Origin of the sequence: Streptomyces sp. NPDC047981, assembly GCF_040653315.1 — a bacterium.
Lineage (GTDB): Bacteria > Actinomycetota > Actinomycetes > Streptomycetales > Streptomycetaceae > Streptomyces.
In genome coordinates, this window is record NZ_JBEZNQ010000020.1 from 1 (window position 1) to 23,519 (window position 23,519).

Annotated in this window: 20 protein-coding genes; 7 read left to right on the forward strand and 13 right to left on the reverse strand. The window is 72.2% G+C overall.

Annotation, left to right across the window (positions count from 1 at the left end; all coding sequences use genetic code 11):
- Window positions 1-91 precede the first annotated feature (91 nt).
- Genes AB0E14_RS14455 through AB0E14_RS14465 form a run of 3 tightly spaced genes read right to left on the reverse strand, consistent with a single transcriptional unit; the run spans window position 92 to window position 3,553 of the window.
- Entirely contained in the window at window positions 92-2,683 is a 2,592-nt protein-coding gene (locus AB0E14_RS14455) for a bifunctional FO biosynthesis protein CofGH (protein WP_362416283.1), read from the reverse strand.
- Window positions 2,684-2,741: 58 nt separating this feature from the next.
- Window positions 2,742-3,095, reverse strand: a complete 354-nt coding sequence (locus AB0E14_RS14460; RefSeq protein WP_362416286.1) for a hypothetical protein — start codon at window positions 3,093-3,095, stop codon at window positions 2,742-2,744.
- Window positions 3,092-3,553: a prevent-host-death family protein gene (locus tag AB0E14_RS14465; protein ID WP_362416289.1), complete on the reverse strand. Its 462-nt coding sequence runs from the start codon at window positions 3,551-3,553 to the stop codon at window positions 3,092-3,094. Before AB0E14_RS14465 ends, AB0E14_RS14460 begins: the two co-directional genes overlap by 4 nt.
- A 129-nt stretch (window positions 3,554-3,682) precedes the next feature.
- Here AB0E14_RS14465 and AB0E14_RS14470 point away from each other — a divergent pair, with 129 nt between their 5' ends.
- The gene (locus tag AB0E14_RS14470) at window positions 3,683-4,360 is read left to right on the forward strand and encodes a hypothetical protein (protein ID WP_362416292.1); all 678 of its coding nucleotides are present in this window, start codon (window positions 3,683-3,685) and stop codon (window positions 4,358-4,360) included.
- Here the strand turns inward: AB0E14_RS14470 and AB0E14_RS14475 are convergent.
- Window positions 4,357-5,190 carry an LLM class F420-dependent oxidoreductase gene (locus AB0E14_RS14475; RefSeq protein WP_362416295.1) on the reverse strand — a complete coding sequence of 278 codons (834 nt, stop codon included), beginning with the start codon at window positions 5,188-5,190 and terminating at the stop codon, window positions 4,357-4,359. The genes AB0E14_RS14470 and AB0E14_RS14475 overlap by 4 nt on opposite strands.
- 101 nt (window positions 5,191-5,291) lie before the next feature.
- Here AB0E14_RS14475 and AB0E14_RS14480 point away from each other — a divergent pair, with 101 nt between their 5' ends.
- Complete coding sequence (locus tag AB0E14_RS14480; RefSeq protein ID WP_362416298.1) at window positions 5,292-6,788, forward strand: CehA/McbA family metallohydrolase; 1,497 nt, start codon at window positions 5,292-5,294, stop codon at window positions 6,786-6,788.
- Here AB0E14_RS14480 and AB0E14_RS14485 read toward each other — a convergent pair whose 3' ends face one another.
- Window positions 6,789-7,322, reverse strand: coding sequence for a GNAT family N-acetyltransferase (locus tag AB0E14_RS14485; RefSeq protein ID WP_362416301.1), 534 nt, complete (start codon window positions 7,320-7,322; stop codon window positions 6,789-6,791).
- A gap of 176 nt (window positions 7,323-7,498) precedes the next feature.
- Between AB0E14_RS14485 and AB0E14_RS14490 the strand changes: the two genes are divergently transcribed.
- Together AB0E14_RS14490 and AB0E14_RS14495 are read left to right on the forward strand one after the other, a co-directional pair.
- Window positions 7,499-8,266, forward strand: a complete 768-nt coding sequence (locus AB0E14_RS14490) for a GNAT family N-acetyltransferase (protein ID WP_362416304.1) — start codon at window positions 7,499-7,501, stop codon at window positions 8,264-8,266.
- Window positions 8,267-8,377: 111 nt separating this feature from the next.
- Entirely contained in the window at window positions 8,378-8,854 is a 477-nt protein-coding gene (locus AB0E14_RS14495) for a carboxymuconolactone decarboxylase family protein (RefSeq protein WP_362416306.1), read from the forward strand.
- A gap of 7 nt (window positions 8,855-8,861) precedes the next feature.
- Here the strand turns inward: AB0E14_RS14495 and AB0E14_RS14500 are convergent, their stop codons facing one another.
- The gene (locus AB0E14_RS14500) at window positions 8,862-9,323 is read right to left on the reverse strand and encodes a GNAT family N-acetyltransferase (RefSeq protein WP_362416308.1); all 462 of its coding nucleotides are present in this window, start codon (window positions 9,321-9,323) and stop codon (window positions 8,862-8,864) included.
- Window positions 9,324-9,395: 72 nt separating this feature from the next.
- Between AB0E14_RS14500 and AB0E14_RS14505 the strand changes: the two genes are divergently transcribed.
- Window positions 9,396-9,611 (forward strand): hypothetical protein, encoded by a 216-nt coding sequence (locus tag AB0E14_RS14505; protein ID WP_362416311.1) that lies wholly within the window; start codon window positions 9,396-9,398, stop codon window positions 9,609-9,611.
- Window positions 9,612-9,700: 89 nt separating this feature from the next.
- Here the strand turns inward: AB0E14_RS14505 and AB0E14_RS14510 are convergent, their stop codons facing one another.
- The 6 genes from AB0E14_RS14510 to AB0E14_RS14535 all read right to left on the reverse strand — a co-directional run bounded on the left by AB0E14_RS14510 (window position 9,701) and on the right by AB0E14_RS14535 (window position 17,812).
- The gene (locus AB0E14_RS14510; RefSeq protein ID WP_362416314.1) at window positions 9,701-11,272 is read right to left on the reverse strand and encodes an APC family permease; all 1,572 of its coding nucleotides are present in this window, start codon (window positions 11,270-11,272) and stop codon (window positions 9,701-9,703) included.
- A 247-nt stretch (window positions 11,273-11,519) separates the two neighbouring features.
- Entirely contained in the window at window positions 11,520-12,971 is a 1,452-nt protein-coding gene (locus AB0E14_RS14515; protein WP_362416317.1) for an aldehyde dehydrogenase family protein, read from the reverse strand.
- Window positions 12,968-14,695 carry a D-aminoacylase gene (locus AB0E14_RS14520; RefSeq protein ID WP_362416591.1) on the reverse strand — a complete coding sequence of 576 codons (1,728 nt, stop codon included), beginning with the start codon at window positions 14,693-14,695 and terminating at the stop codon, window positions 12,968-12,970. Before AB0E14_RS14520 ends, AB0E14_RS14515 begins: the two co-directional genes overlap by 4 nt.
- A gap of 166 nt (window positions 14,696-14,861) precedes the next feature.
- Window positions 14,862-15,986, reverse strand: a complete 1,125-nt coding sequence (locus tag AB0E14_RS14525; RefSeq protein ID WP_362416320.1) for an LLM class flavin-dependent oxidoreductase — start codon at window positions 15,984-15,986, stop codon at window positions 14,862-14,864.
- A 129-nt stretch (window positions 15,987-16,115) separates the two neighbouring features.
- On the reverse strand, window positions 16,116-16,877 hold the full coding sequence (locus AB0E14_RS14530) for a glucose 1-dehydrogenase (protein WP_362416323.1): 762 nt from the start codon (window positions 16,875-16,877) through the stop codon (window positions 16,116-16,118).
- 17 nt (window positions 16,878-16,894) lie between these two features.
- The gene (locus tag AB0E14_RS14535) at window positions 16,895-17,812 is read right to left on the reverse strand and encodes a TIGR03619 family F420-dependent LLM class oxidoreductase (RefSeq protein ID WP_362416594.1); all 918 of its coding nucleotides are present in this window, start codon (window positions 17,810-17,812) and stop codon (window positions 16,895-16,897) included.
- A 242-nt stretch (window positions 17,813-18,054) separates the two neighbouring features.
- On the opposite strand from AB0E14_RS14535, the gene AB0E14_RS14540 reads away from it, so the two are divergent.
- Complete coding sequence (locus AB0E14_RS14540) at window positions 18,055-18,936, forward strand: hypothetical protein (RefSeq protein ID WP_362416326.1); 882 nt, start codon at window positions 18,055-18,057, stop codon at window positions 18,934-18,936.
- Between the two features lie 59 nt (window positions 18,937-18,995).
- Here the strand turns inward: AB0E14_RS14540 and AB0E14_RS14545 are convergent, their stop codons facing one another.
- Window positions 18,996-20,213, reverse strand: a complete 1,218-nt coding sequence (locus AB0E14_RS14545; RefSeq protein WP_362416329.1) for an amidohydrolase family protein — start codon at window positions 20,211-20,213, stop codon at window positions 18,996-18,998.
- A gap of 176 nt (window positions 20,214-20,389) precedes the next feature.
- Here AB0E14_RS14545 and AB0E14_RS14550 point away from each other — a divergent pair, with 176 nt between their 5' ends.
- A complete protein-coding gene (locus AB0E14_RS14550) occupies window positions 20,390-23,371 on the forward strand; it encodes a BTAD domain-containing putative transcriptional regulator (RefSeq protein WP_362416332.1) in 2,982 nt (993 codons plus the stop codon).
- Window positions 23,372-23,519: the final 148 nt, after the last annotated feature.

Here is a 23,519-nt window from a genome sequence, read left to right on the forward strand (position 1 = left end):
TCTCGATAGCGGAGCTATCGGGGCGTTTCGGCAACGCGGCGAGGTGCCGTGCCAGGCGCCGCGGCCCCGGTCATGATCCGCCGGACAGGCCCTAGTCCCCCAGCACCGGCAGCAGATCCGGCAGATGTCCGTCCGAGGCCGTGGCCGCCCGCTGCCGTTCCGCCGGGACCTCGCCGTAGAGCGTCGTCCGCGGACGCGACGGCCGTCCGGCCGCGTCCGCGATCGCGGTGAGGTCGCGGATCGAGCGGTACGAGCCGTAACTGGAGCCCGCCATACGGGAGATGGTCTCCTCCATCAGGGTGCCGCCCAGGTCGTTGGCGCCCGAGCGGAGCATCTCGGTGGCGCCGTCCGCGCCCAGCTTCACCCAGCTGGTCTGGATGTTGGGGATGTACGGGTGGAGCAGGAGGCGCGCCATCGCCGTGACCGCGCGGTTGTCGCGGACCGTCGGGCCCGGGCGGGAGATGCCCGCGAGGTAGACGGGGGCGTTGGTGTGGATGAAGGGGAGCGTCACGAACTCCGTGAAGCCGCCGGTCTTCTGCTGGATGGAGGCCAGGGTGCGGAAGTGGCCGAGCCAGTGCCGGGGCTGGTCGACGTGGCCGTACATCATCGTCGAGGACGACCGGATACCCAGCTCGTGGGCGGTGGTGATCACCTCGATCCAGGTGGCCGTCGGCAGCTTGCCCTTGGTGAGGACCCAGCGGACCTCGTCGTCGAGGATCTCGGCGGCCGTGCCGGGGATGGAGTCGAGCCCGGCCTCCTTCGCGGCCGTCAGCCACTCGCGGATCGAAAGCCCGGTGCGCGTCGCGCCGTTGACGACCTCCATCGGGGAGAAGGCGTGCACGTGCATCCCCGGTACGCGTTCCTTCACCGCCCGCGCGATGTCGAAGTACGCCGTGCCCGGCAGGTCCGGGTGGATGCCGCCCTGCATGCACACCTCGACCGCGCCGAGCTCCCAGGCCTGCTGGGCGCGGTCGGCGACCTGGTCGAGGGAGAGGGTGTAGGCGTCGGCGTCCGTGCGGCGCTGGGCGAAGGCGCAGAAACGGCAGCCGGTGTAGCAGACGTTGGTGAAGTTGATGTTCCGCGTGACGATGTACGTGACGTCGTCGCCGACCACGGACTTCCGTACGTCGTCGGCGATCCGGGTCAGCGCGTCGAGCGCGGGGCCGTCGGCGTGCAACAGCGCGAGGGCCTCGTCGTCGGTGAGCTTCGTGGGGTCGTCGGCGGCCGTGGCGAGGGCGGCCCGTACGTCCGTGTCGATGCGCTGCGGCACCATCCCGGGGGCCGCGGCCTCGCGCAGGGCGTCCCAGTCGCCGTAGACCTCGTCGAAGTCCTCGCGGCGGTCGTGGGTGCGGCCGGTGGTGTCGATGGTGCGGTGCAGGTCCGTGCGCCCGGCCGCGGTGAACGCCTCGTCGGGCTCCTGCCAGGGCAGGCCGCGGACGACGGCGTCCGGGTCGGCGAGGCCGGTCTCGGGGTCGGCGAGCGCGCGCACGTGCGGCAGCAGGCGCGGGTCGAGCCAGGGCTCGCCGCGGCCGACGAACTCCGGGTAGACGCAGAGCCGTTCGCGCAGCTCGAAGCCGGCCGTACGGGACTTCTCGGCGAGGGTGTCGATCTGCGGCCAGGGCCGCTCCGGGTTGACGTGGTCGATGGTGAGCGGGGAGACCCCGCCCCAGTCGTCGATACCGGCGCCGATGAGTCGGCCGTACTCCTCGTCGACGAGGTTCGGCGGGGCCTGCAGGCAGGCGGAGGGGCCCATGATGTGCCGGGCGACGGCGATCGTGGCGATCAGGTCGTCGAGTTCGGCGTCCGGCATGCCGCGCATCGCCGTGTCCGGCTTGGCGCGGAAGTTCTGGATGATCAGCTCCTGTATGGAGTGGTAGGCGCGGGCGACGCGGCGCAGCGCGAAGAGGGACTCGGCCCGCTCCTCGTAGGTCTCGCCGATCCCGATCAGGAGGCCCGAGGTGAAGGGGACGGAGGAGCGGCCGGCGTCCTCCAGGACCCGCAGCCGGACGGCGGGTTCCTTGTCGGGCGAGCCGTAGTGCGGGCCGCCGGGCTCGGACCAGAGCCGGGTCGCGGTGGTCTCCAGCATCATGCCCATGGACGGCGCGACGGGCTTGAGCCGCTGGAAGTCCGTCCAGGACATGACGCCCGGGTTGAGGTGCGGCAGCAGACCGGTCTCTTCGAGAATCCGGATCGACATGGCCCGTACGTAGGCGAGGGTGTCGTCGTAGCCGTGCGCGTCGAGCCACTCGCGAGCCTCGGGCCAGCGGGCCTCGGGCTTGTCGCCGAGGGTGATGAGGGCTTCCTTGCAGCCGAGTTCGGCGCCGCGCCGGGCGATGTCGAGGACCTCGTCGGGGGACATGAACATCCCGTGCCCGGCGCGGCGCAGCTTGCCGGGGACGGTGACGAAGGTGCAGTAGTGACACGTGTCCCGGCAGAGCCGGGTGAGCGGGATGAACACGCTCTTGGAGTAGGTGATGACCCCGGGCCGCCCGGCGGCCTCGAGCCCGGCGTCCCGCACGCGCGCGGCGGAAGCGGTGAGGTCGTCGAGGTCCGCGCCCCGCGCCTGGAGCAGCACGGCGGCCTCACCGACGTCGAGGGCCACCCCGTCCCTGGCCCGCTTGAGGGCGCGGCGCATGGCGTTCTCGGTGGGGCGACCTGCCTGTCCCGGCTGCTGATCCGTCATGGACCGAGCATACGAGTGACCACCCGGGGCCGGACCTCCCCCCGAGCACCTGATCCGCTCACTCCGTGTCCTTGGGGTGGCGTGTCGCCGCGTGGACGAGATGAACCGTTCGGCGCGCTTCGTCGACCAGGTAGCGCACGCGGCCTCCGGCTGTGACCTCGTACTCCCACTGGGGGTAGGCACGTCCGCCCAGGGTGCCCTCGGCCAGGCGGCCCCGCAGCCGATGCTGCCGGTCGGGGTCTCCATGCGCCGTCGGGTCCCTGCGCAGCGCCTCGAAGCATCGTCGGGTGTTCCCGGGCGCCTCCGCCGCGAGTTCACCCCAGCCCTTGGCCGCCTCGTTCGTCGCGAACCTCAGGCGCCACTCCGCGCCGATCACAGGTGGGGCGACGTCGTCCCCCCGCTTCGGGCTCACGGAGCGGACACCTCGCCGTGATCCTCGTCGGGGAGCGCTCGTGTGAGCTTCTCCGTCAGCGCCGGGTCGGCGAGGATGCGCGCCGTGGCGCGCCATTCCACGATCGTCCGGTGCAGGTTCGCGTGGACGTCCAACTGCGCGGCGTCGTACGTCGCGTCGACCAGTTCCTGGACGAACTCCCTGAGTTCGTCGGCGGAGAGGTGCCTCACCCAGGGAAAGACCGCGGGGAGCGCTCGCCCTATGGTTCGAGCGCCGTCGTCGGCCGTGAGGAGCGCGGCGAGCAGGCGGGCGGTGATCTCGGCCGTCTCCTCCCGCTCCTGGTCATGCCGGGCCGTAGTGAGGTAGAGGTCCTGTCCGTCCCGTCGCGTGACAAGGAGGCGATGCGCCGTGTCCAGCGTCTCGGCGACTCGCTTCGAGTTCTTGGAGAGCTCGGAGAACGAGACAGTCGGGATCACCATGCCCACGAACATACTTCGGAACGTATTCCGAAGTCAAGAGGGGCGGACCTCCACTGAGTACCCGCCCCCACCCCACCTGAGCCGCCGCACGGATACGCGAGCGCTCCGGCGCGGCCTAGCGTCGCCGGTATGACGAACGACGAGCTGATGGACGACGTGACCGAGACTCCCTCGCCGCTGAGGAGTGCCGTGCGGGTCACCTTCTTCGTGGTGCTCGCCGCCGTCGCGCTGCCCGTGCTGCTCGTCGTCGGGCTCATCGTCGCGTACGCCGTCGAGCGGGGGACGGACGAGGGGTATCCGACCGTGGCCCCGGAGGTCATGGTCGAGCGGGCCGCCGCGCGGACGCAGGAGCTGTACGACGTCGTGGGGTTCGGCGGCACACTGCCGCCCGGCCCGGGCGGCGACGACCTCCACGCGGCCGAGAACACCGTCTCCGCCGAGACCTGCTACCCGACCGGCCTGGAGTCCATCGCCGACGAGCCCGTGGAGGGCTCCTACCGGCTCGGGCACAACTGGCGGATCGCCGACGTCTCCGAGCAGGAGGGCATGCCCGCGCTGCGCAGGCTCCGCGACCATGTCGAGAAGGCCGGCTGGGACGTCACCTCCTTCGACGAGAGCGGCGACGCCCGGACCCTGCGGGCCGAGCGCGACGCGGACGACCGCGACTCCGAGCGGATCGTCGTCACCTGGTGGTCCCACTGGCGGACCCTGGACGGCTTCACGGCCATGTCCTGCGCCTACGACCCGGCCGGGGTCGGCGGCAAGAAGGCGATCGGGCACCTGGAGCCGCCGGCCCTCCGGCCCTAGAGGTACTGGGCGTACTCGTCCAGGACCCGCAGGACCTCCGCCTCGCCCGCCGGCGGCAGCTGCAGCACGACCTCCTCGCAGCCCAGCTCCGCGTAGTGCGCGAGCTTGCCAGGGTTCGGCAGGACCGCGTACGGGACGACCTGGAGGGACTTCGGGTCGCGCCCCGCGCGGTCCCAGGCCTCCTGGAGCGCCGGCATCGACTGCGTCAGGCCGCGCCCGCCGATCGGCATCCAGCCGTCCCCGTACTCGGTGATGTGCGCGAAGAGCTTCGGCCCCGCCGCCCCGCCGAGCAGGACGCGCGGGGCGCCCCCGGCCGGCTTGGGGTACGCGTACGACGCCCGGACCGAGACACCGAACTCGCCCTCGTACGCGGTCGGTTCGGGGGCCCACAGCGCCCGCATCAACCGCATCCGCTCCCGGCCCAGCTCGCGGCGCGTCGCCCACTCCACCCCGTGGTCGGCGGCCTCCTCCTTGTTCCAGCCGAAGCCGACGCCGAGGGTGAAACGGCCGCCCGAGACATGGTCGAGGGTGGCGATCTGCTTGGCCAGCGCGATCGGGTCGTGCTCGGTGATCAGCGTGACGCCGGTGCCGAGCAGGAGCCGCTCGGTGACCGCGGACGCCTGACCGAGGGCCACGAAGGGGTCGAGCGTACGGCCGTACTCCGGGGGCAGTTCGGTGCCCGCCGCCGGATAGGGCGTGGCCCGCTCCGTCGGGATGTGGGTGTGCTCGGGGAGGTAGAGACCGGCGAAGCCGCGCTGCTCCAGCTCGCGCGCGAGGCGCACCGGCGTGATGGTCTCGTCGGTCAGGAAGATCGTGGTCGAGATCCGCATAGCGGCACGGTAGGGGGTGGGGCGGGGATTTCCGAGAGGTGCGACGCGTCAGGCTTCTTGTGTTGTCCGGGAGTTCACGGCCTACTACGAGGGTGCCGGACATGAGCGAACCGACCCGACGAACGCTCCTGACGACGAGCGTCGCCTCCGCCGTTACCTTGGGAAGCGTGAGCTTCGCCCACGCGGCCGACACTCCCGGTGACCCGCCTGTCGGCGACCGCACCGAGACGGTCGGCGGCACGCTGCCGCCCGGCTCCCCCGACTACGTCTACCTGCCGGTCGAGGTCCCGCGCGGGGTGCGCGAGATCCACGTCGCGTACGGCTACGACCGGCCGGCCGTCCCCGCCGGGACGCAGGGCAACGCCCTGGACATCGGCATCTTCGACCAGCGCGGCACCGAACTCGGCGGCGAGGGCTTCCGCGGCTGGTCCGGCGGGGCGCGCAAGGAGTTCTTCCTGCGCACCGACGAGGCCACGCCGGGCTACGTCCCCGGTCCGCTGAAGTCCGGGACCTGGTTCGTGGTGCTCGCCCCCTACACCGTGGCGCCGCAGGGGCTCACGTACTCCGTGACGATCACCCTCCGCTTCGGCGCCTCCGCGCCCGTCGTCCGGCCCGTGTACCCGCCGGAGCGGGCGAAGGGCCGCGGCAGGGCCTGGTACCGGGGCGACAGCCATCTCCACACGGTGTACTCCGACGGCCGCCGCACGCCCGCCGAGGTCGCCGCGCTCGCGCGCGCCGCCGGGCTCGACTTCCTCACGGCCACCGAGCACAACACCCATGCCGGGCACGGCGCGTGGGCGGAGCTCGCCGGGGACGACCTGCTGATCCTGCTCGGCGAGGAGGTCACCACGCGCAACGGGCACGTCCTGGCGCTCGGCACCGAGCCCGGCACGTTCGTCGACTGGCGCTACCGGGCGCGGGAGAACCGTTTCGGTCACTTCGCGCGCGCGATCCGCCGGGCGGGCGGTCTGGTCGTCCCGGCGCACCCGCACGCCACCTGCATCGGCTGCAACTGGAAGTTCGGCTTCGGCGACGCGGACGCCGTCGAGGTGTGGAACGGCCCGTACACCCCGGACGACGAGGTGTCCCTGGCCGGCTGGGACGCGGCGCTCGCGAAGGGCCGCTGGACCCCGGCGATGGGCAACAGCGACGCCCATCGCGACCCGGACCGGGTCGGCACCCCGCAGACCGTGGTCCTGGCGGACGAGCTGAGCCGGGAGGCGATCCTGGCGGGGCTGCGCGCGGGCCGCTCGTACGTCGCCGAGTCCTCGGCGGTCTCGCTGGACTTCTCGGTCGCGGACGGCCGGGGGCGTACGGCCGGGATCGGCGAGCGGCTGCGCGTACCGGCGGACCGGACCGTGACGGTCGGGCTCGGGGTGGCGGGCGCCCCGGAGGGCGCCACGGTCCGCTTCGTCACCGACCAGGGCGTGCTGCACACGGCGCCGGTGCCGGCGGCGGGGCAGCGGGTGGAGTGGGCGACGACGGCCGCGTACGCCTCCTACGTACGGGCGGAGGTACGGCACCCGGCGACGCTGCCGCCGCTGCCGGGCGCGCTCGTGGCCTTCACCAACCCGGTGTTTCTCGAGGGCACCCGCTGATCAGGCCTGGTACTCGCTGAGGTCGATGGCGTGCACGCGCAGCGGGACACCGAAGTCCGGGTGCTCGATCTCGCGCTCCGGGACCATGCCGAGCTTGCGCATGACGTTCTCGGAGGCGGTGTTGGAGAGGTGGGCGACGGCGACGACCCGGTCGAGGCCGCGGTCCTGGAGGGCGAACTCCAGGACCGCGTGGGCGGCCTCGGAGGCGTAGCCCTGCCCCCAGAACTGGCGGCCGAGCCGCCAGCCGATCTCCACCTCGTGCCGCAGCTCGGGCAGGTACTCCGGCACGGAGAGCCCGGCGAAGCCGATCAGCTCACCGGAGCCGAGCAGTTCGACGGCGAAGAGCCCGAAGCCCTCGTCGTCCCACTCCTCCTCCCACCGCTCGATGTCCTCGGCGGTCTGCTCCAGATCCCGCACGGACCCGTCCCCGATCCAGCGCATCACCTCGGGGTCGGCGTCGATCTCGGCCATGGGCACGAGGTCGTCGTCGGTCCAGCGGCGCAGGAGGAGGCGGGGGGTCAGGATCTCGGTCATGGCCCCATCCTCTCAGGGCGACGTGGGCCGATCGGGGCGGCGTGCGCTGCTGGGGGCGGCGGTGTGGGCTGGTCGGGGCGGTGGGCGGTGCTCGGGGCGGCGTGCGCCGCTGGGGGCGTGGGGCGCGCTCGGGCCCGCCGAAATCCGCGGGTGCCGGGCTCGGGGTGGCTGCTTGGATGGTGGGCATGCTGACGCGCCTTGAGACGTACTACGACGCCGTCCCCCGATCCGCCGCCCGTGCCGAGGAGTTCGGGTCGCTCACGCTGTTCGTGCGGGAGGGGCGGGGCTGGCCGTACTACGCCCGGCCCGCGCTCGGGCACACCGGGGAGGTGCCGCTCGCCGATGTGGAGCGGGTGCGGGCGCGGCAGCGGGAGCTGGGGGTGCCCGAGGCGTTCGAGTGGGTCGCGGAGACGACGCCGGGGCTGCGGGCGGCCGTGGAGAAGAGCGGGCTCGTGGTCCACGAGCACCCGTTGATGGTCCTCCACGGAGCAGGCGTGCCGGCCGGCGCGCCGACCGGCGTGGACGTACGGATCCTGGAGGTGGGCGACCCCGTCCTGCCGTCGGCCGCCGCCGTGCCGTACGCGGCCTTCGGGGTCGCCCCGGACGCCTCGGTCGCGGCGCAGCTCGCGGTCAGGATCGGCGCGGGGCTCACCCGGCTGGCCGCCGCCGTGGACGCGGACGGCACCGCGCTCTCGGCCGGGCAGCACCAGCCGGTCGCGACCGTTCTCGGCACCGTCTCCGAGGTCGTCGGCGTCGGCACCCTGCCGGCCGCCCGCCGCCGGGGCCTCGGCCTCGCGGTGACCGCCGCGCTGGTCGCGGACGCGCGGGCGCGCGGGGTGGAGACCGTCTTCCTGTCGGCGACGGACGAGGCCGTGGCCCGGCTCTACGCGCGGCTCGGCTTCCGCACGGTCGGTACGGCGCTGATCGCCGAACCGGCGGTCTGAAGAAGCTCTCCGAAAAAAATTCTGCGGTCGTGTCACATCCGCGTCGCGCGGTCCGTCAGTGCTGTGAAGGCGACGAGAACGGCACCACGGACCGCTGAAGGAGCGACCACCATGCAGAGCCACGTGCACGAGATCACCCCCCGTATGACCAACCCGGCCTACGTCCTGCCCGACGCCCAGACGGCGATCCAGGGCCTGGTGAAGGCCACCCGCCAGGGCGGTGTCGCCGAGTCGATCCTGGAGCTCGTGCACCTGCGGGCCAGCCAGATCAACGGCTGCGGCTTCTGCGTCGACTACGGCGCGAAGAGCGCCCGGAAGGCCGGGGTGAGCGACGAGAAGCTGTTCGCCGTGGCCGCCTGGCGGGAGACGCCGTACTTCTCCGACGAGGAGCGGGCCGCGCTCGCGCTCGCCGAGCACGCGACGCGACTCGCGGACACCCCGGACGCCGTGCCGGACCCGGTGTGGGACGCGGCGGCCGACCACTTCGACGAGAAGCAGCTGTCCGCGATCGTGCTGATGGTGGCGCTGACCAACCTGTTCAACCGGATCAACGTCACCGTGCGGCAGCCGGCGGGCGTGGCGATCTGACCGCCGGTCACCGACCCGGGCGCACCATGTACACGTCGATCGGATCCGCCGACTCGACGACGAACCCCTCGCGCTCGTAGAGCCGCTGGGCGGCGCTTCCGCTCAGCACCTGGAGCCGTACGGCGAGGGATTTCTCGTCCGCGCGGGCGAGGAGTTCCCGCAGTACCGCCGTCCCGAGGCCCCGCCCCTGGGCCTCGGGGGCCAGGTAGAAGTGTTCGAGGTACAGGCCGGGGCCGCCGTCCCCGTACGGGCGGAGCGTCACGCAGCCGGCGAAGGCTCCGCCCTCGGTCTCGACGACCGAGGTGTGGTGCGGCGAGAAGCCGTCGCGCAGCCGCTGCCGTACGCGGTGCTCGTCGTAGCGGCCGAGGCGCTCCAGGTCGGGGCGCATCACGACGGCGCGCAGCTCGGCGATCGGTTCCACGTCCTCCGGCCGCCCCGGGCGCAGCGACCACCCCGTCCTCGTATGCACGGACGCATCCTAGGCAGTGCGCCACCCGGGAGGCGGCGCCACCCGGTGGGGGTCCGGCTCGTTGGTGCGGGCATGAAGAAGATGCTCACCGCCGCCCTGACCGGTCTCGCCCTCGCGGGCTCCCTCGGCGCCGCCGGGTCCGCCGTCGCCGACACGACGACCGACCTCGGCAACGCGAACCTGCCCTCCGTCGTTCCGCTGAGCGGCCTGCTGAACCCGCAGGAGCGACAGCCCGCCGAGATGCCGGCCGGCAACGCGGCCGTCGAGGGGCTGCTGCCGGGCCGCTGAGGCGCCGCGCACAGAGAAGCGCGAGGTGGCGGGACCTTTCCGGGTCCCGCCACCTCGCGCGTTCATGACTCAGGTGTCCGTACGGGGTGTCAGTCGGCGACCACCAGCGACGGGGTCTCCTTCGTCAGCACCTCGCCCCGGAAGAACGCGGGGCTCCTGCGCTGCATGACCAGCATGGTCACGAAGCCGACGAGCAGCAGTCCGACGCCGATCACGAAGACCGAGCCGACGCCGAGGACGGACGAGCCGCTGCCGTAGGCCGGGTCCCACATGTCGTACAGGGTCTTGCCGAAGACGGCGGTCAGCAGGACGCCGCCGAGGACCGGGCAGAGGCCCTTGTAGAGGAAGTCCCGGCCGGAGCGGAAGAGCTCCTTGCGGAAGTACCAGGCGCAGGCGAACGCGGTCAGCGAGTAGTAGAAGCAGATCATCAGGCCGAGCGCGTAGATCGTGTCGACCAGGACGTTCTCGCTGACCAGGGTCATCACGGTGTAGAACGCGCCGGTCGCGACGCCCGCGATGATCGTGGCCTTGCCCGGCACCTTGAAGCGCGGGTGGACCTTGGCGAAGGACGGCGGGAGCGCCTCGTACGTCGACATCGCCAGCACTGTGCGGGCCACCGGGATGAACGTCGTCTGGAGGCTGGCCGCCGCGGAGGCGAGGACGGCGACGAAGAGCAGGACGCCGAGGACCGGGCCCATGACCGGTCCCGCGAGGGCCGCGAAGACGTTGTCGGAGGTCTCCGGGTTGGCGAGGCCGAGGCCGGTGTCGCCGGAGCCGACGGCCATCTGCGCGGCGACGCCGGTGGCGAGGTAGGAGCCGACCAGGACGACCATCGCGATGAGCGCGGCGCGGCCGGGGGTCTTGGTGGAGCCCGTGGTCTCCTCGTTGGTCGCCATGCAGGCGTCCCAGCCCCAGTACATGAAGATCGACAGGGAGAGACCGGCCGTGAAGGCGGCGAAGGACTGGACGGCGAACGGGTTCATCCACTCCCAGGAGAAGGAGAGCCCGGTGTCGAAGGCGCCGCTGCCGGCCTTCTGGAAGGCCATCGCGACGAAGACAGCGAGGACGACGAGCTGGAGCCCGACGAGGGCGTACTGCACGCCCTTGGTGGCGGTCATGCCGCGGTAGCTGATCGCGGTCGCGATGGCGATGAGCGCGAGGCAGGTGACGATGTGGACGGCCTTGTTGTCGTCCAGGGCGGCGATGGACTCGGATCCGGTGATCTCACCGGCGAGGAGCCAGAAGTACGAGGTCGCGACGCCGGCCAGGTTGGAGAGCACGATGATCGTCGCGATGACGAGGCCCCAGCCGCACATCCAGCCGATCTTGGGGCCGAAGGCCTTCACGGTCCAGGTGAAGGAGGTGCCGCAGTCGGGCATGACCCGGTTGAGCTCGCGGTACGCGAAGGCGACGAGCAGCATCGGGAGGAAGCCGGCGAGGAAGATCGCGGGCATCTGGAGGCCGACCTCGCCGGCGGTGGAGCCGAGCGTCGAGGTCAGGCAGTAGACGGGGGCGACGGTGGAGATGCCGATGACGGCACTGCCCATCAGTCCGACGGAGTTCCCGCCGAGGCCCTTGCCACGTACGCCGTGGCTGTCGGTCGGGGCGGTGACGCCCCTTACCGTGTCTCCGGCCTGGGGCCGCGCGTCCAGCTGAGTCATGAACAGGACGTTAAGTGCTGCGGTTTCCATATCCGGAAGACGTGAGTCCGGGACTTTGACCGATCTTCACCTTGCATTGAGAGGGACACGAGACCTCTCGGCATTGATTGAAAGATCGACCACCCGGTCGCACCGACCGATTGGTAGGCGTCTCACCGGCCGTCCGATATGCGGGAACCGCAGCACTGCCCTATATGTCCGTTTCCAAATTTTCCCGAAGTATTTTCCGGCCCGTACGGCCGTGGGGTCAGCCCGGCCAGACCACCGCCTGCGTCTCGCTGTACGCGTGCAGCGCGTACGAGCCCACGTCCCGTCCGACCCCGCTCTTCTTGAAGCCGCCGAAGGGCGCCTCCATGTTCCGGCCGATCGTGTTCACCCCGACCCCGCCGGCCCGCAGCCGGGCCGCGATACGGAATGCGCGGGCCACGTCCCCCGACCACACGTAGTCGAGGAGCCCGTAGTCGCTGTCGTTGGCCAGCGCGACGCCCTCCTCCTCGTCGTCGAAGGGGACGACCACGACGACCGGACCGAAGATCTCCTCCCGCACCACCCGCATGTCGTTGGTGCAGTCGGCGAGCAGCGTCGGGGCGACGTAGAAGCCGCGCTCCATGTCGGGCCTGGCCCCGCCCGCCACGACCCGGGCCCCCTCCTTCCGCCCCAGCTCGACGTAGGCCTCCACCCGGTCGCGGTGGGCCGCCGAGATCACCGGCCCGACGACCGTGCCCGGGACCGTCGGGTCGCCGACCTTCATGAAGGCGAGGTAGCCGGTGAGCTTCTCGATCAGCTGCTCGTAGATCCCGCGCTGGGCGAGCACCCGGGTCGGGGCCGTGCAGATCTGGCCGCTGTAGAAGGAGAAGGTGGTGCCGATGCCCATCACGGCCGAGTCGAGGTCGGCGTCGTCGAGGACGAGCGCCGCGCCCTTGCCGCCCAGCTCCATCAGCTGCCGCTTCAGGGCCCGGCCGCAGACCTCGCCGATCCGCTGCCCGACGGCCGTGGAGCCGGTGAAGGAGACCATGTCGACCTCGGGCGAGTCGACGGCCGCCTCGCCGACGGCGGCGCTCGTGCCCGTGACGACGTTGACGACACCGGCCGGGACCCCCGCCTCCTCCAGGGCCCTGGCCATCGCGAAGACGGAGAGCGGGTCCTGCGGGGCGGGCTTCACCACGACCGTGTTGCCCATGGCGAGCGCCGGGGCGATCTTGCCGGCCGGGTTGGCCCAGGGGTTGTTGTACGAGGTGATGCAGGTGACCACGCCGACCGGGCGGCGCACGGCCACCGCGCCGAAGACGCCGGCCTTCCCCATCGGCCCGGCCTCGTTGATCTGCGGGGGCAGCGCCTGCTCGACGGGCTCCAGGGCGCCGCGCGCGTACCGCCGGAAGCGGGACGAGCCGACGGCGACCTGCATGCCGCGCGCGGTCCCGGTGGTCGCGCCGGTCTCGGCCTGCGCGAGGACCACGTTCTCCTCGGCGTCCCTGGCCATCAGGTCGGCGGCCCGGTCGAGGATCGCGGCCCGCTCCTCCGGCTTCGTCCGGGACCAGCTCGCGAAGGCCTCCCGGGCCGCGTCCGCCGCCTCGTACACCTGGCGCGTACTCGCCTCGGGCGCGAGGCCGACGACCTCCTCGGTGGCCGGGTTGACCACCTCGTAGTGCCCGCCGTCGGGCTCGACCCACTCGCCCCCTATGTACAGCCGCTGCCTCATCGGGTGGACACCGTCCTCGTGTCGCGGCCGGAGCGCAGCACCCGGCCGGGTATCGCGCCGGTCACCTCGTCGTCGCGGATGGTCTCCACGCCGTTGACGCGGACGGAGACGATGCCGATCGCCCGCGAGTCGAGCCGGGGGCTGTCGCCCGGCAGGTCGTGCACCAGGGTCGCCGGGCCCGCGTCGATCCGCTCGGGGTCGAAGAGGACCAGGTCGGCGTGGAAGCCCTCGGCGATCCGGCCGCGCTCGCGCAGCCCGAAGAGCCGGGCCGGGTCGTCGCTGAGCATCTTCACCGCCTGCTCCAGCGGGACCAGCTTCCGGCCGCGCAGACAGTCACCGAGGAAGCGGGTGGTGTACGGGGCGCCGCACATCCGGTCCAGGTGCGCGCCCGCGTCGGAGCCGCCGAGCAGCACGTCCTCGTGCTCCCAGGTCTCGCGGCGCAGCGCCCAGGACGCCGGGTCGTTGTCGGTGGGCATGGGCCACAGGACGGTCCTCAGCTCGTCGTTGGCGCAGATCTCGACGAGGCACTGGAAGGGGTCCTGGCCGCGCTCGGCGGCGATGTCCTTGACCACGCGCCCGGTGAGCCCCTCGTTCTCACGGCTGTACGTGTCCCCGATGACGTACCGGCCGAAGTGCGCGAGGCGGCGGAAGACGCCGGCCTCCTTGGAGTCGGCGCGGCGGAGCATCTCGGCGCGGACGTCCGGGTCGCGGAGCTTCGCGATCCGCTCGGGGACGGGCAGGCCCAGGATCTCGCCCCAGCCGGGGATGAGGTTGAGGGCGCAGAACGTGCCGAGCGACATGTTCATGGGGGTGAGGATCGGCATGGTGAGGGCGACGATCCGGCCGCCGGACTTGCGGGCGCGTTCGGAGGCGACGAGCTGGCGCGGGACGCGCTCGGGGACGGCGGCGTCGATGGTGAGGACGTTCCAGTTGAGGGGCCGTCCGGCGGCGGCGGTCATGTCGACGAAGAGGTCGATCTCGTCGTCGGAGAACTGGTCGAGGCAGCCGGCCAGGATCGCCTCGATCTGGGTGCCCTCGTGCTCGCCGACGGCCTGGGAGAGGGCGATCAGCTCGGCGGGGGTGGCGTGCCGGGAGGCGACGGGGACGCCGTCGCCGTCGGAGTGGGTGGACGACTGGGTGGTGGACAGGCCCCAGGCGCCCGCCGCCATGGCCTCGCGCAGGAGGGCGGTCATCCGCTCGATCTGCCCGGGGGAGGCCTCCCCGCCGACGGCGTCGGCGCCCATCACGTACCGGCGCAGCGCGCAGTGCCCGACCATGAAGCCCGCGTTGACGGCGATGCGCCCTTCGAGGGCGTCGAGGTACTCGCCGAAGGACGACCAGCTCCAGTCGACGCCCTCCTCCAGGGCCTTGAGGGCCATGCCCTCGACCTTGGACATCATGCGGCGCGTGTAGTCGGCGTCCTCGGGCCGGTCCGGGTGGAGCGGGGCGAGGGTGAAGCCGCAGTTGCCGCCGGCGACGGTGGTGACGCCGTGGTTCATGGAGGGGGTGGCGAAGGGGTCCCAGAAGAGCTGGGCGTCGTAGTGGGTGTGCGGATCGACGAAGCCGGGGGCGAGGACGAGGCCGCGCGCGTCCTCGGTGGTGCGGGCGACGGCGTCCGCGCCGGCGAGGACGATCCGCCCGTCCTTGATCCCGATGTCGGCGACGCGTGCGGGGGCGCCGGTGCCGTCGACGACGGTGGCGCCCTTGATCAGATGGTCGAGGATCAGGGGGGCGGGGATCGGATGGTCGGCCATGACGGTCCTTTCGGCACGTGGACTGCCCCGGCCGGGGCCCGCGCAGTCGGCCGCGACTGCGAGACCTCCGACCGGGGCCGGTGACGGGGCGGCGGTCCGGGAAGACACCGCCCCGCGCTCGTGGTGGGCGGGCGGGTCAGGACCCGGCGGCGCTCCGGAAGCGGGTCGTGCGGTGGACCGGGTCCGTGTCGATCTTCGGGATCACGTGCTCACCGATCAGCTTGATCGTGTTCACCGTGTCCTCGTAGGAGATGCCGATCGGCAGCCCGAAGGAGAGCTGGTCGGCGCCGGCCTGCTCCCAGCGCTTGCACTGGGCGAGGACCTCCGACGGGTCGCCGCAGATCATCAGCTCCTCCTGGATGAGGAGTTCGATGATCTCCGCGCTGTACTCGGGCAGCAGCTCCGGCCACTCCGGGATGCCCTCGGGGCGCGGGAAGGTGTCGTGGTAGCGGAAGAGCAGCGACTGGAGGTAGTTGAGGCCGCCGCCGACCGCGATCTCGACGGCCTTGTCGTGGGTCTCGGCGCAGATCGCGGTCGAGGTGACCATGACGTTGTCGTTGACGAAGTCGCCGACCGCCTTGGCCTCCTTGATCGCCGTCTTGTACGAGTCGAGGACCCACTCCATGTCGGAGACCTTCTGCACGCTGAAGCCGAGGACCCCGAGCCCCTTCCTGCCCGCCATCGCGTAGGAGGGCGGCGAGCCGGCCGCGTACCACATGGCCGGGTGGGACTTCCCGTACGGCTTGGGCAGGACCTTGCGCGGCGGCAGGGACCAGTGCTTGCCCTGGAAGCCGACGTACTCGTCCTGGAGCCACATCTTGGGGAACTCGGCGATCGTCTCCTCCCAGATCTCCTTCGTGTGGTTCATGTCGGTGATGCCCGGCATGAACCCGAGGATCTCGTGGGAGCCCGCGCCGCGGCCCGAGCCGAACTCGAAGCGGCCCTGGGAGAGGTGGTCGAGCATCGCGACCTTCTCGGCCACCTTGACCGGGTGGTTGACGGGCGCGAGCGGGTTGAAGATGCCGGAGCCGAGGTGGATCCGGTCGGTCGCGTGGGCGAGGTAGCCCAGGTAGACGTCGTTCGCCGAGAGGTGCGAGTACTCCTCCAGGAAGTGGTGCTCGGAGGCCCAGGCGTACTTGAACCCGGACTTGTCCGCCTGGATGACGTACTCGGTCTCCTCCATCAGCGCCTTGTGCTCGGCCTCGGGATCGGTCTCGGCGCGCTTGCCGACGTATCCCTGTACGAAGATCCCGAATTCCAAGGGGGTTCACCGTCCTCGCTGTTTCTGACGTACCGTCAGATTCTCGATGTGCCCGACTGTCGCACCGCGTGGCGGGTGCGTCAATACCTGACGAGTCGTCAGCTATGCGCGGAGACCCGCCGGCTCCGCTCAGAACAGCGCGACGCCCGCCAGCCAGCCGCCGTCGATGACGAAGGGCTGACCGGTGATGTAGGAGGAGTCGTCGGCGGTCAGGAAGAGGGCGAGCGCCGCGACCTCCGCGGGCTTCCCGATCCGCCCCATCGGCACGAGCTTCTGGTACAGCCCGGCCGTCGCCTCGGGGTCCACGCCCTCCGGATTGCTCATCGGGGTGTCGATCGCCCCCGGGCAGACCGCGTTGACCCGGATCCCCTTCCCGGCCAGCTCCAGGGCCGCGACCCGGGTGAGCCCGAGCACCGCGTGCTTGGTGGCGGCGTAGGCGCCGACGCCCGCCATGCCCGTCAGACCGGTGTACGAGGCGGTGTTGACGATCGTGCCGCCGCCCGCCGCCGCGATCTCGGGCGCGACCGTCCGTATCCCCAGGAAGCAGCCCGTCTGGTTGACCTGGACGATCGCCTGGAACTCCTCCAGCGGGGTGGAGACCAGCTCGTTGAAGCGCAGGATGCCCGCGTTGTTGACCAGCCCGTCGATCCGCCCGAACCGCTCCTTGGCGAGGGCGACCGCCCCGGCCCAGTCGTCCTCGCTGGTGACGTCGAGGTGGACGTAGACCGCCCGCTCCTCCCCCAGCTCCTTGGCCAGCGCCTCGCCGGGCGCGTCGAGCACGTCCCCGAGGACGACCCGCGCACCCTCCGCGGCGAAGAGCCGCGCCTCCTGCTCGCCCTGCCCGCGCGCCGCGCCCGTGATGACGACGACCCGCCCGTCCAGCTTGCCCATGTGCCTACTCCTCGCGTCTACAGGTGGGGGGCGACCTCGGCGGCGAACGCCGCCATCTGCTCGGTGAGTTCGGTACGGCTCCGGGAGCGGAACCGGACCTGGATCTGGTGCACACCCATCGCGCCGTACGCGCGCAGCGACTCGGCCAGGGCCTCCGGCTTGCCGGTCAGGGTGCGCCGGCCGACCTCCCAGCCCGGCTCGCCGACGTACAGCGCCTCGGTGATCGCGCCCACCGTGATCGGCTCGGCGATCCCGGCCTCCTCGCGGAGGCTCTCGAGCCGGGCGATCTGCGCGGCCAGCTTCTCCCTGGGGTCGCCCTGCGGCAGCCAGCCGTCGCCCTTGAGCGCGGCCCGGCGCACGGCGGCCGGCGAGGAGCCGCCGACCCAGACCGGCACCCGCTCCTGCGCGGGCCGGGGCCGCTGCCCGAGATCCTTGAAGGCGAACCGCTCCCCCGCGTGCTCCGGGAACTCCTCGGGCCCGAGGGCCGCCCGCAGCGCGTCGATCGTCTCGTCGAGGACACCCCCGCGCCCGGCGAAGTCCGCCCCGACGGCCTCGAACTCCTCCTGCACGTGCCCGGCCCCGACCCCGAGGACGAGCCGGCCGCCCGAGAGGTGGTCGAGGGTCGCGTACGCCTTGGCGGAGACCAGCGGGTGGCGCAGCCCGACGACCGCCACGTGCGAGAGCAGCCGCACCCGTTCGGTGGCGGCGGCCAGGAAGGAGAGGGTGGCGACCGGGTCGTACCAGATGGTGCTCATCGGCCCGGCGAGCCGGCGCGGGATGGCGACGTGGTCGCAGCTCGCGATGTAGTCGAAGCCGGTGCGGTCGGCGACGCGGGCGATCTCCAGCAGATCACCGGGGCCCGCGCCCGCCTCCCAGGGCTCGGCGTAGAGGGTGCTCTGCGACTGGACCGGGAGCTGCATCCCGTAGACCACCATGGTGGACCCCCTGCTCTGGATCTGACGATTCGTCATATCGATGGCGGCTCCCATGCTTGCGTCTGACGGTCCATCAGACAAGGGGCGTGCCACGACCCGCCTCCTGACCTGCCCCGTCGCGGAACCGTCCCGGGCATGTCTCGGAGCCGTAACCGGCTGAGCGACCCGCGCGAGCACCTCCGTACTCCCCCGCGAAGGCAGCACACGAAGGGCGCCGACGCCCACACCACACAGGGGGAACCATGAAGATCCAGCGCCTCGGAGCGATCGCCGCCGTCACCACCGCGGCGGCCCTGCTGCTCACCGCGTGCGGCGGTACGGAGGACAAGGCCGCGGACAAGGCCGCGGACCGGCCCGCGGCGAACGGCGCGAGTTCCGCAGCCCCCGCCTCCTCGGAGTTCACCTCCCTCAGCGGGACCGCCCAGCAGAACAACGCGCAGCCGAAGACCGGCGACTGGGCCAACTCGCCCGGCAAGCCGCAGAAGTGGGTGCAGCTGAGCGCCGCGAGCGCCGGCGCGCTCTCGCCGGTCGTCGTCAACGGCGCGGGCTTCACGCTCTACCGCTTCGACAACGACACCGCCGAGCCGTCCAGGTCCACCTGCAACGACGCCTGCGCGACAACCTGGCCGCCGGTGGTCGTCAAGCCCGGCGGGCGGATCTTCATCGACGGCGTGAAGAAGTCCGACGTGGGCGTGGTCAAGCGGGACGACGGCAACCTCCAGGTCACCATCGGCGGCTGGCCCGTCTACCGCTTCAACAAGGACCTGCGGCCCGGCGACACCAACGGGCAGGGCGTCGGCGGCACCTGGTTCGGCGTGACCCCGGACGGCAAGAAGGCGGGCGGCGGCGCGGGGTCCGGCGATTCCGGCTCCGGCTCCGGCGGTAAGAGCAGCGTGACCCTCTCCGACGAGAAGAACTTCGGCGACCCCTCCGAGGGCCTGGCCGGCACGGGCTGCCAGAACGTGGGGCGCGACAACCGCGCCTCCTCGCTGCAGGCGAGCGGCACGGTGAAGATCTGGACGGAGAAGGACTGCAAGGGCACGTCGAAGTCGGTGAGCGGCACCATCGCCGACCTGGCGTCGATCGGCTTCGACGACACGATCTCGTCCGTCCGCTTCGGCTGACCGGCACGGACCCGGGAGGCCGCGCCCCGCGAGGGTCGCGGCCTCCCGGCGTCATCGGGTCACGGCACCCAGAGCCCGTCCGCCGTCAGACCGAGCAGCTCGATCGCGTTGCCGCGCACGATCCGCTCGACCACGTCCGGCGCGAGGTGGCCCATCTGGGCCTCGCCGACCTCCCGCGACTTGGGCCAGGTGGAGTCGGAGTGCGGGTAGTCCGTCTCGTAGAGGACGTTCCCGACCCCGATCGCGTCGAGGTTCCTCAGCCCGAAGGCGTCGTCGAAGAAGCAGCCGTAGACGTGCTCGGCGAAGAGCTCCGACGGCGGGCGCAGCACCTTCTCGGCGACCCCGCCCCAGCCCCGGTTCTCCTCCCACACCACGTCGGCGCGTTCGAGGATGTACGGGATCCAGCCGATCTGGCCCTCCGCGTACATGATCCGGAGGTTCGGGAAGCGCTCGAACTTGCCGCTCATCAGCCAGTCGACCATCGAGAAGCAGCAGTTGGCGAAGGTGATCGTGGAGCCGACCGCCGGCGGGGCGTCGGCGGACGTGGACGGCATCCGGCTGGAGGAGCCGATGTGCATGGCGACGACCGTGCCCGTCTCGTCGCAGGCGCGCAGGAAGGGGTCCCAGTAGTCCGTGTGGACGGAGGGGAGGCCGAGGTGCGGCGGTATCTCGGAGAAGGCGACGGCGCGCACGCCCCGGGCGGCGTTCCGCCGCACCTCCGCGGCGGCGAGCTCGGCGTCCCAGAGGGGGATGAGGGTGAGCGGGATCAGCCGCCCGTGGGCCTCGGGCCCGCACCACTCCTCCACCATCCAGTCGTTGTAGGCCCGGATCCCGAGGAGCCCCAGCTCACGGTCGCTCGCCTCGGTGAAGGTCTGCCCGCAGAAGCGCGGGAAGGTGGGGAAGCAGAGAGCGGACTGGACGTGGTTGACGTCCATGTCGGCGAGGCGGTCGGGCACGGAGTACGAGCCCGGGCGCATCTGCTCGTAGGTGATGACCTCGAGCCTGATCTCGTCCCGGTCGTAGCCGACGGCGGTGTCGAGGCGGGTGAGCGGCCGGTGCAGGTCCTCGTACACCCACCAGTCGCCGATCGGCCCGTCGTCGCCCTTGGCGCCCATGACGGGCGCGAACTTGCCGCCGAGGAAGGTCATTTCCTTCAGCGGCGCGCGGACGATCCGGGGTCCGGTGTCGCGGTACCTGGACGGGAGCCGGTCCCGCCAGACGTGAGGCGGCTCCACGGTGTGGTCGTCCACCGAGATGATCTTCGGGAAGGTCTCCATGCTTTCACGGTAGCGCTGATCTGACGACCCGTCAGCTCCCTGTCGCCGGACGGTTCGGCCGGAACCCGTCGGATCTTGGGGCGGGACTTGTGCAGACAGTCACCCGATGCTGACGCGCCCCCTCCGGACAAGGCAGACTGTCCAGGGCGAAACCAGCGGTACGGGCAGGGGGAGCTATGGACCGTGCGAACGGCCCGCGCGTTCCGGAGCAGCGCGCTCCGTCGACAGGTCCCGGCGTCGTCGGTCATGACGACCCCGGTCACGACCTGCGCTTCGGTGTGCTCGGCCCGGTGCGCGCCTGGCGCGACGGCGAGGCCCTGCCCTCCGGCTCCCCCCAGCAGCGCGCACTGCTCGCCGCGCTCCTGCTCCGTGACGGGCGGACGGCCACGGCAGGTGAGCTGATCGACGCCATCTGGGGCGACGAGCCGCCCTCGCAGGCCCTGGCGGCGGTACGGACGTACGCCTCGCGCCTGCGCAAGATCCTCAATCCGGGAGTGCTGGTCTCCGAGTCGGGCGGCTACGCCATCCGCACCGCCCGCTCCGGGGCGCTCGACCTGAACGTGGCCCAGGACCTGGCCTCCGAGGCCGACAAACTGCGCGGGGCCGGCGACCGCGCGGCGGCCCGCTCACGGCTGAACAAGGCCCTCGGGCTGTGGGACGGCGAGGCGCTGGCCTCCGTACCGGGGCCGTACGCCGAGACCCAGCGCACCCGCCTGGAGGAGTGGCGGCTCCAGCTCCTGGAGACCCGGCTCGACCTGGACCTGGAGGCGGGCGCGCACGCGGAGGCCGTCTCCGAGCTGACCGCGCTGACCGCGGCGCACCCGCTGCGGGAACGGCTGCGCGAACTGCTCATGCTGGCGCTCTACCGCAGCGGCCGGCAGGCCGAGGCGCTGGCCGTGTACGCCGACACCCGCCGGCTCCTCGCCGACGAACTGGGCGTCGACCCGAACCCGGAGCTCTCCCGCCTCCAGCAGCGGATCCTGCGCGCCGACGCCGAACTGGCCCGCCCGGTCGAGGAGACCGCCCCCGCCCCGGCCCCGGCCGCCCGGCCCGCGCAGCTCCCGGCGACCGTGCCCGACTTCACCGGCCGCGCCTCCTTCGTGCGCGAGCTCGGCGACCAACTCGCCACCGCCGAGGGCTCCGTGATGGCCGTCTCCGCGCTCGCTGGCATCGGCGGCGTCGGCAAGACGACGCTCGCGGTGCACGTGGCGCACGAGGCCCGCCCGCACTTCCCCGACGGCCAGCTGTACGTGGACCTGCAGGGCGCGGGCTCCCGCTGGGCGGCGCCCGAGACGGTCCTCGGCGCCTTCCTGCGGGCCCTCGGGACACCGGACTCGGCGATCCCCGACTCGCTGGAGGAGCGGGCGGCGCTCTACCGCTCCACGCTCGACGGCCGCCGGGTCCTGGTGCTGCTCGACAACGCGCGGGACGCGGCCCAGGTCCGCCCGCTGCTGCCGGGCACGGCGGGCTGCGCGGCGCTGGTGACCAGCCGGATCCGCATGGTGGACCTGGCGGGGGCCCATCTGGTGGACCTGGACGTGATGTCACCGGAGGAGGCGCTGCAGCTCTTCACCCGGATCGTCGGCGAGGAGCGCGTCTCGACGGAGCGCGAGGCCGCCCTCGACGTGGTCGCCGCCTGCGGCTTCCTCCCCCTGGCGATCCGTATCGCCGCCTCGCGGCTGGCCGCCCGGCGCACCTGGACGGTGGCGGTCCTGGCGGCCAAGCTCGCCGACGAGCGGCGCCGCCTCGACGAGCTCCAGGCGGGCGACCTCGCGGTCAAGGCGACCTTCGAACTCGGCTACGGCCAGCTGGAGCCGGCCCAGGCCCGCGCCTTCCGCCTCCTGGGCCTCGCGGACGGCCCGGACATCTCGCTCGCGGCCGCGGCGGCCGTCCTCGACCTGGAACTCCACGCCACGGAGGACCTCCTGGAGGCCCTGGTCGACACATCCCTCGTGGAGTCGGCCGCCCCGGGCCGCTACCGCTACCACGACCTGGTCCGCCTCTACGCGCGTGCGTGCGCGGAACGCGACGAACAGCCCCCGGCGGAACGCGAGAAGGCCCTCTCCCGCCTCCTCGACTTCTACCTCTCGACGGCGGCCCGCGTCTACGCGATCGAACGACCGGGGGACCGCCTGGTCGACCACCTGGAGCCGGTCGCGTACGAGGGCCTGGTCTTCACGGATCGCCACGACGCCCAGGACTGGCTGTACAGCGAGGCGAACTGCCTCCTGGCCTGCGTCCGCCAGTCCGCCGGGTCGGCGGGGAGGCTGCGGCGGGCGGTGGACCTGCTGTGGGCGTGCATCGACCTGGGCGAGTCCGGCGCCAACTCCAAGCAGTACGAGTCCGCGGCGGTGTCGCTGCGCGACGCGGCACGCCAGTTCAGCGACGAACACGCCGAGGGCCGCGCGTACATGACCCTCACCAATGTCCGTACGTACACGGGACGCTTCGACGAGGCCGATCGCGACGCCGCGCACGCCGCCCGCCTCGCGGCCGAGACGTCGGACCCGCTGACCCTGCCGTGGGCGGCCAACGCCCGTGGCATCATCGCCGTCTACCAGACCCGCCAGGCCGACGGCGAGGGGTACCTGACCACGGCCATCGAGGGCTTCCGCGCCGACGGGAACAACCCCGGCGAGGCCAGCGCGCTGTGCAACCTCTCGCGGATCCACCTGTCCATGGGCCGGCTGGAGAGCGCGGTCTCCCTGGCGGAGCAGGGCATAGCCATCTACGACTCCATGGGGCACTCGCTCCGCGGCGCGAACGGCCGCTACGCGCTCGGCATGGCCCTCACCGAGAGCGGCCGGCACAGCGCGGGAGCGGAGGCCCTGCACGAGGCACTGGCCGTCTTCCGGGACAGCCGGCAGCGGCTGTGGGAGGGCATGACGCTCTTCCGGCTCGCGGAACTCGAACTGGCCGCCCGACGGCATGCGCGGGCGGCGGCCCTCGCGGAACAGGCGCTCGTGGTGCTGAGCGGCATCGGCGGCGAGTGGCGGCGCGGGAACGTCCTGGCGGTGCTCGGCCAGGCCCTCGACAACATCGGGCAGAGCGGCCGCGCACAGGCGTGCTGGCGCGAGGCGCTCACGATCCACGAGACCCTCGGCTCGCCGGAAGCCGCTGCCATCAGGGCCCTGTTGACCCCGTCTGCCGCCGCGTAGCGGTCGCGGACGCGGGCGGGGACTGCGCGTTCATCGAACGTTTATCGCCGACCGGCATGCTCTGACTCATCGATCCGTCGCGTCGGGGGGCAGACGGGTCACTGTGAGGCCGTCGCTCCGCACGAACTAGGGTGAGCGGCCCTGAGGC

What these genes read in the sequence shown, in the direction of transcription:
- AB0E14_RS14455 (WP_362416283.1), bottom strand. Translation starts at nt 2,683, where the DNA reads ATGACGGATCAGCAGCCGGGACAGGCAGGTCGCCCCACCGAGAACGCC.
- AB0E14_RS14465 (WP_362416289.1), bottom strand. Translation starts at nt 3,553, where the DNA reads ATGGTGATCCCGACTGTCTCGTTCTCCGAGCTCTCCAAGAACTCGAAG.
- AB0E14_RS14470 (WP_362416292.1), top strand. Translation starts at nt 3,683, where the DNA reads ATGACGAACGACGAGCTGATGGACGACGTGACCGAGACTCCCTCGCCG.
- AB0E14_RS14475 (WP_362416295.1), bottom strand. Translation starts at nt 5,190, where the DNA reads ATGCGGATCTCGACCACGATCTTCCTGACCGACGAGACCATCACGCCG.
- AB0E14_RS14480 (WP_362416298.1), top strand. Translation starts at nt 5,292, where the DNA reads ATGAGCGAACCGACCCGACGAACGCTCCTGACGACGAGCGTCGCCTCC.
- AB0E14_RS14485 (WP_362416301.1), bottom strand. Translation starts at nt 7,322, where the DNA reads ATGACCGAGATCCTGACCCCCCGCCTCCTCCTGCGCCGCTGGACCGAC.
- AB0E14_RS14490 (WP_362416304.1), top strand. Translation starts at nt 7,499, where the DNA reads ATGGTGGGCATGCTGACGCGCCTTGAGACGTACTACGACGCCGTCCCC.
- AB0E14_RS14495 (WP_362416306.1), top strand. Translation starts at nt 8,378, where the DNA reads ATGCAGAGCCACGTGCACGAGATCACCCCCCGTATGACCAACCCGGCC.
- AB0E14_RS14505 (WP_362416311.1), top strand. Translation starts at nt 9,396, where the DNA reads ATGAAGAAGATGCTCACCGCCGCCCTGACCGGTCTCGCCCTCGCGGGC.
- AB0E14_RS14510 (WP_362416314.1), bottom strand. Translation starts at nt 11,272, where the DNA reads ATGACTCAGCTGGACGCGCGGCCCCAGGCCGGAGACACGGTAAGGGGC.
- AB0E14_RS14515 (WP_362416317.1), bottom strand. Translation starts at nt 12,971, where the DNA reads ATGAGGCAGCGGCTGTACATAGGGGGCGAGTGGGTCGAGCCCGACGGC.
- AB0E14_RS14530 (WP_362416323.1), bottom strand. Translation starts at nt 16,877, where the DNA reads ATGGGCAAGCTGGACGGGCGGGTCGTCGTCATCACGGGCGCGGCGCGC.
- AB0E14_RS14535 (WP_362416594.1), bottom strand. Translation starts at nt 17,812, where the DNA reads ATGGTGGTCTACGGGATGCAGCTCCCGGTCCAGTCGCAGAGCACCCTC.
- AB0E14_RS14540 (WP_362416326.1), top strand. Translation starts at nt 18,055, where the DNA reads ATGAAGATCCAGCGCCTCGGAGCGATCGCCGCCGTCACCACCGCGGCG.
- AB0E14_RS14545 (WP_362416329.1), bottom strand. Translation starts at nt 20,213, where the DNA reads ATGGAGACCTTCCCGAAGATCATCTCGGTGGACGACCACACCGTGGAG.
- AB0E14_RS14550 (WP_362416332.1), top strand. Translation starts at nt 20,390, where the DNA reads ATGGACCGTGCGAACGGCCCGCGCGTTCCGGAGCAGCGCGCTCCGTCG.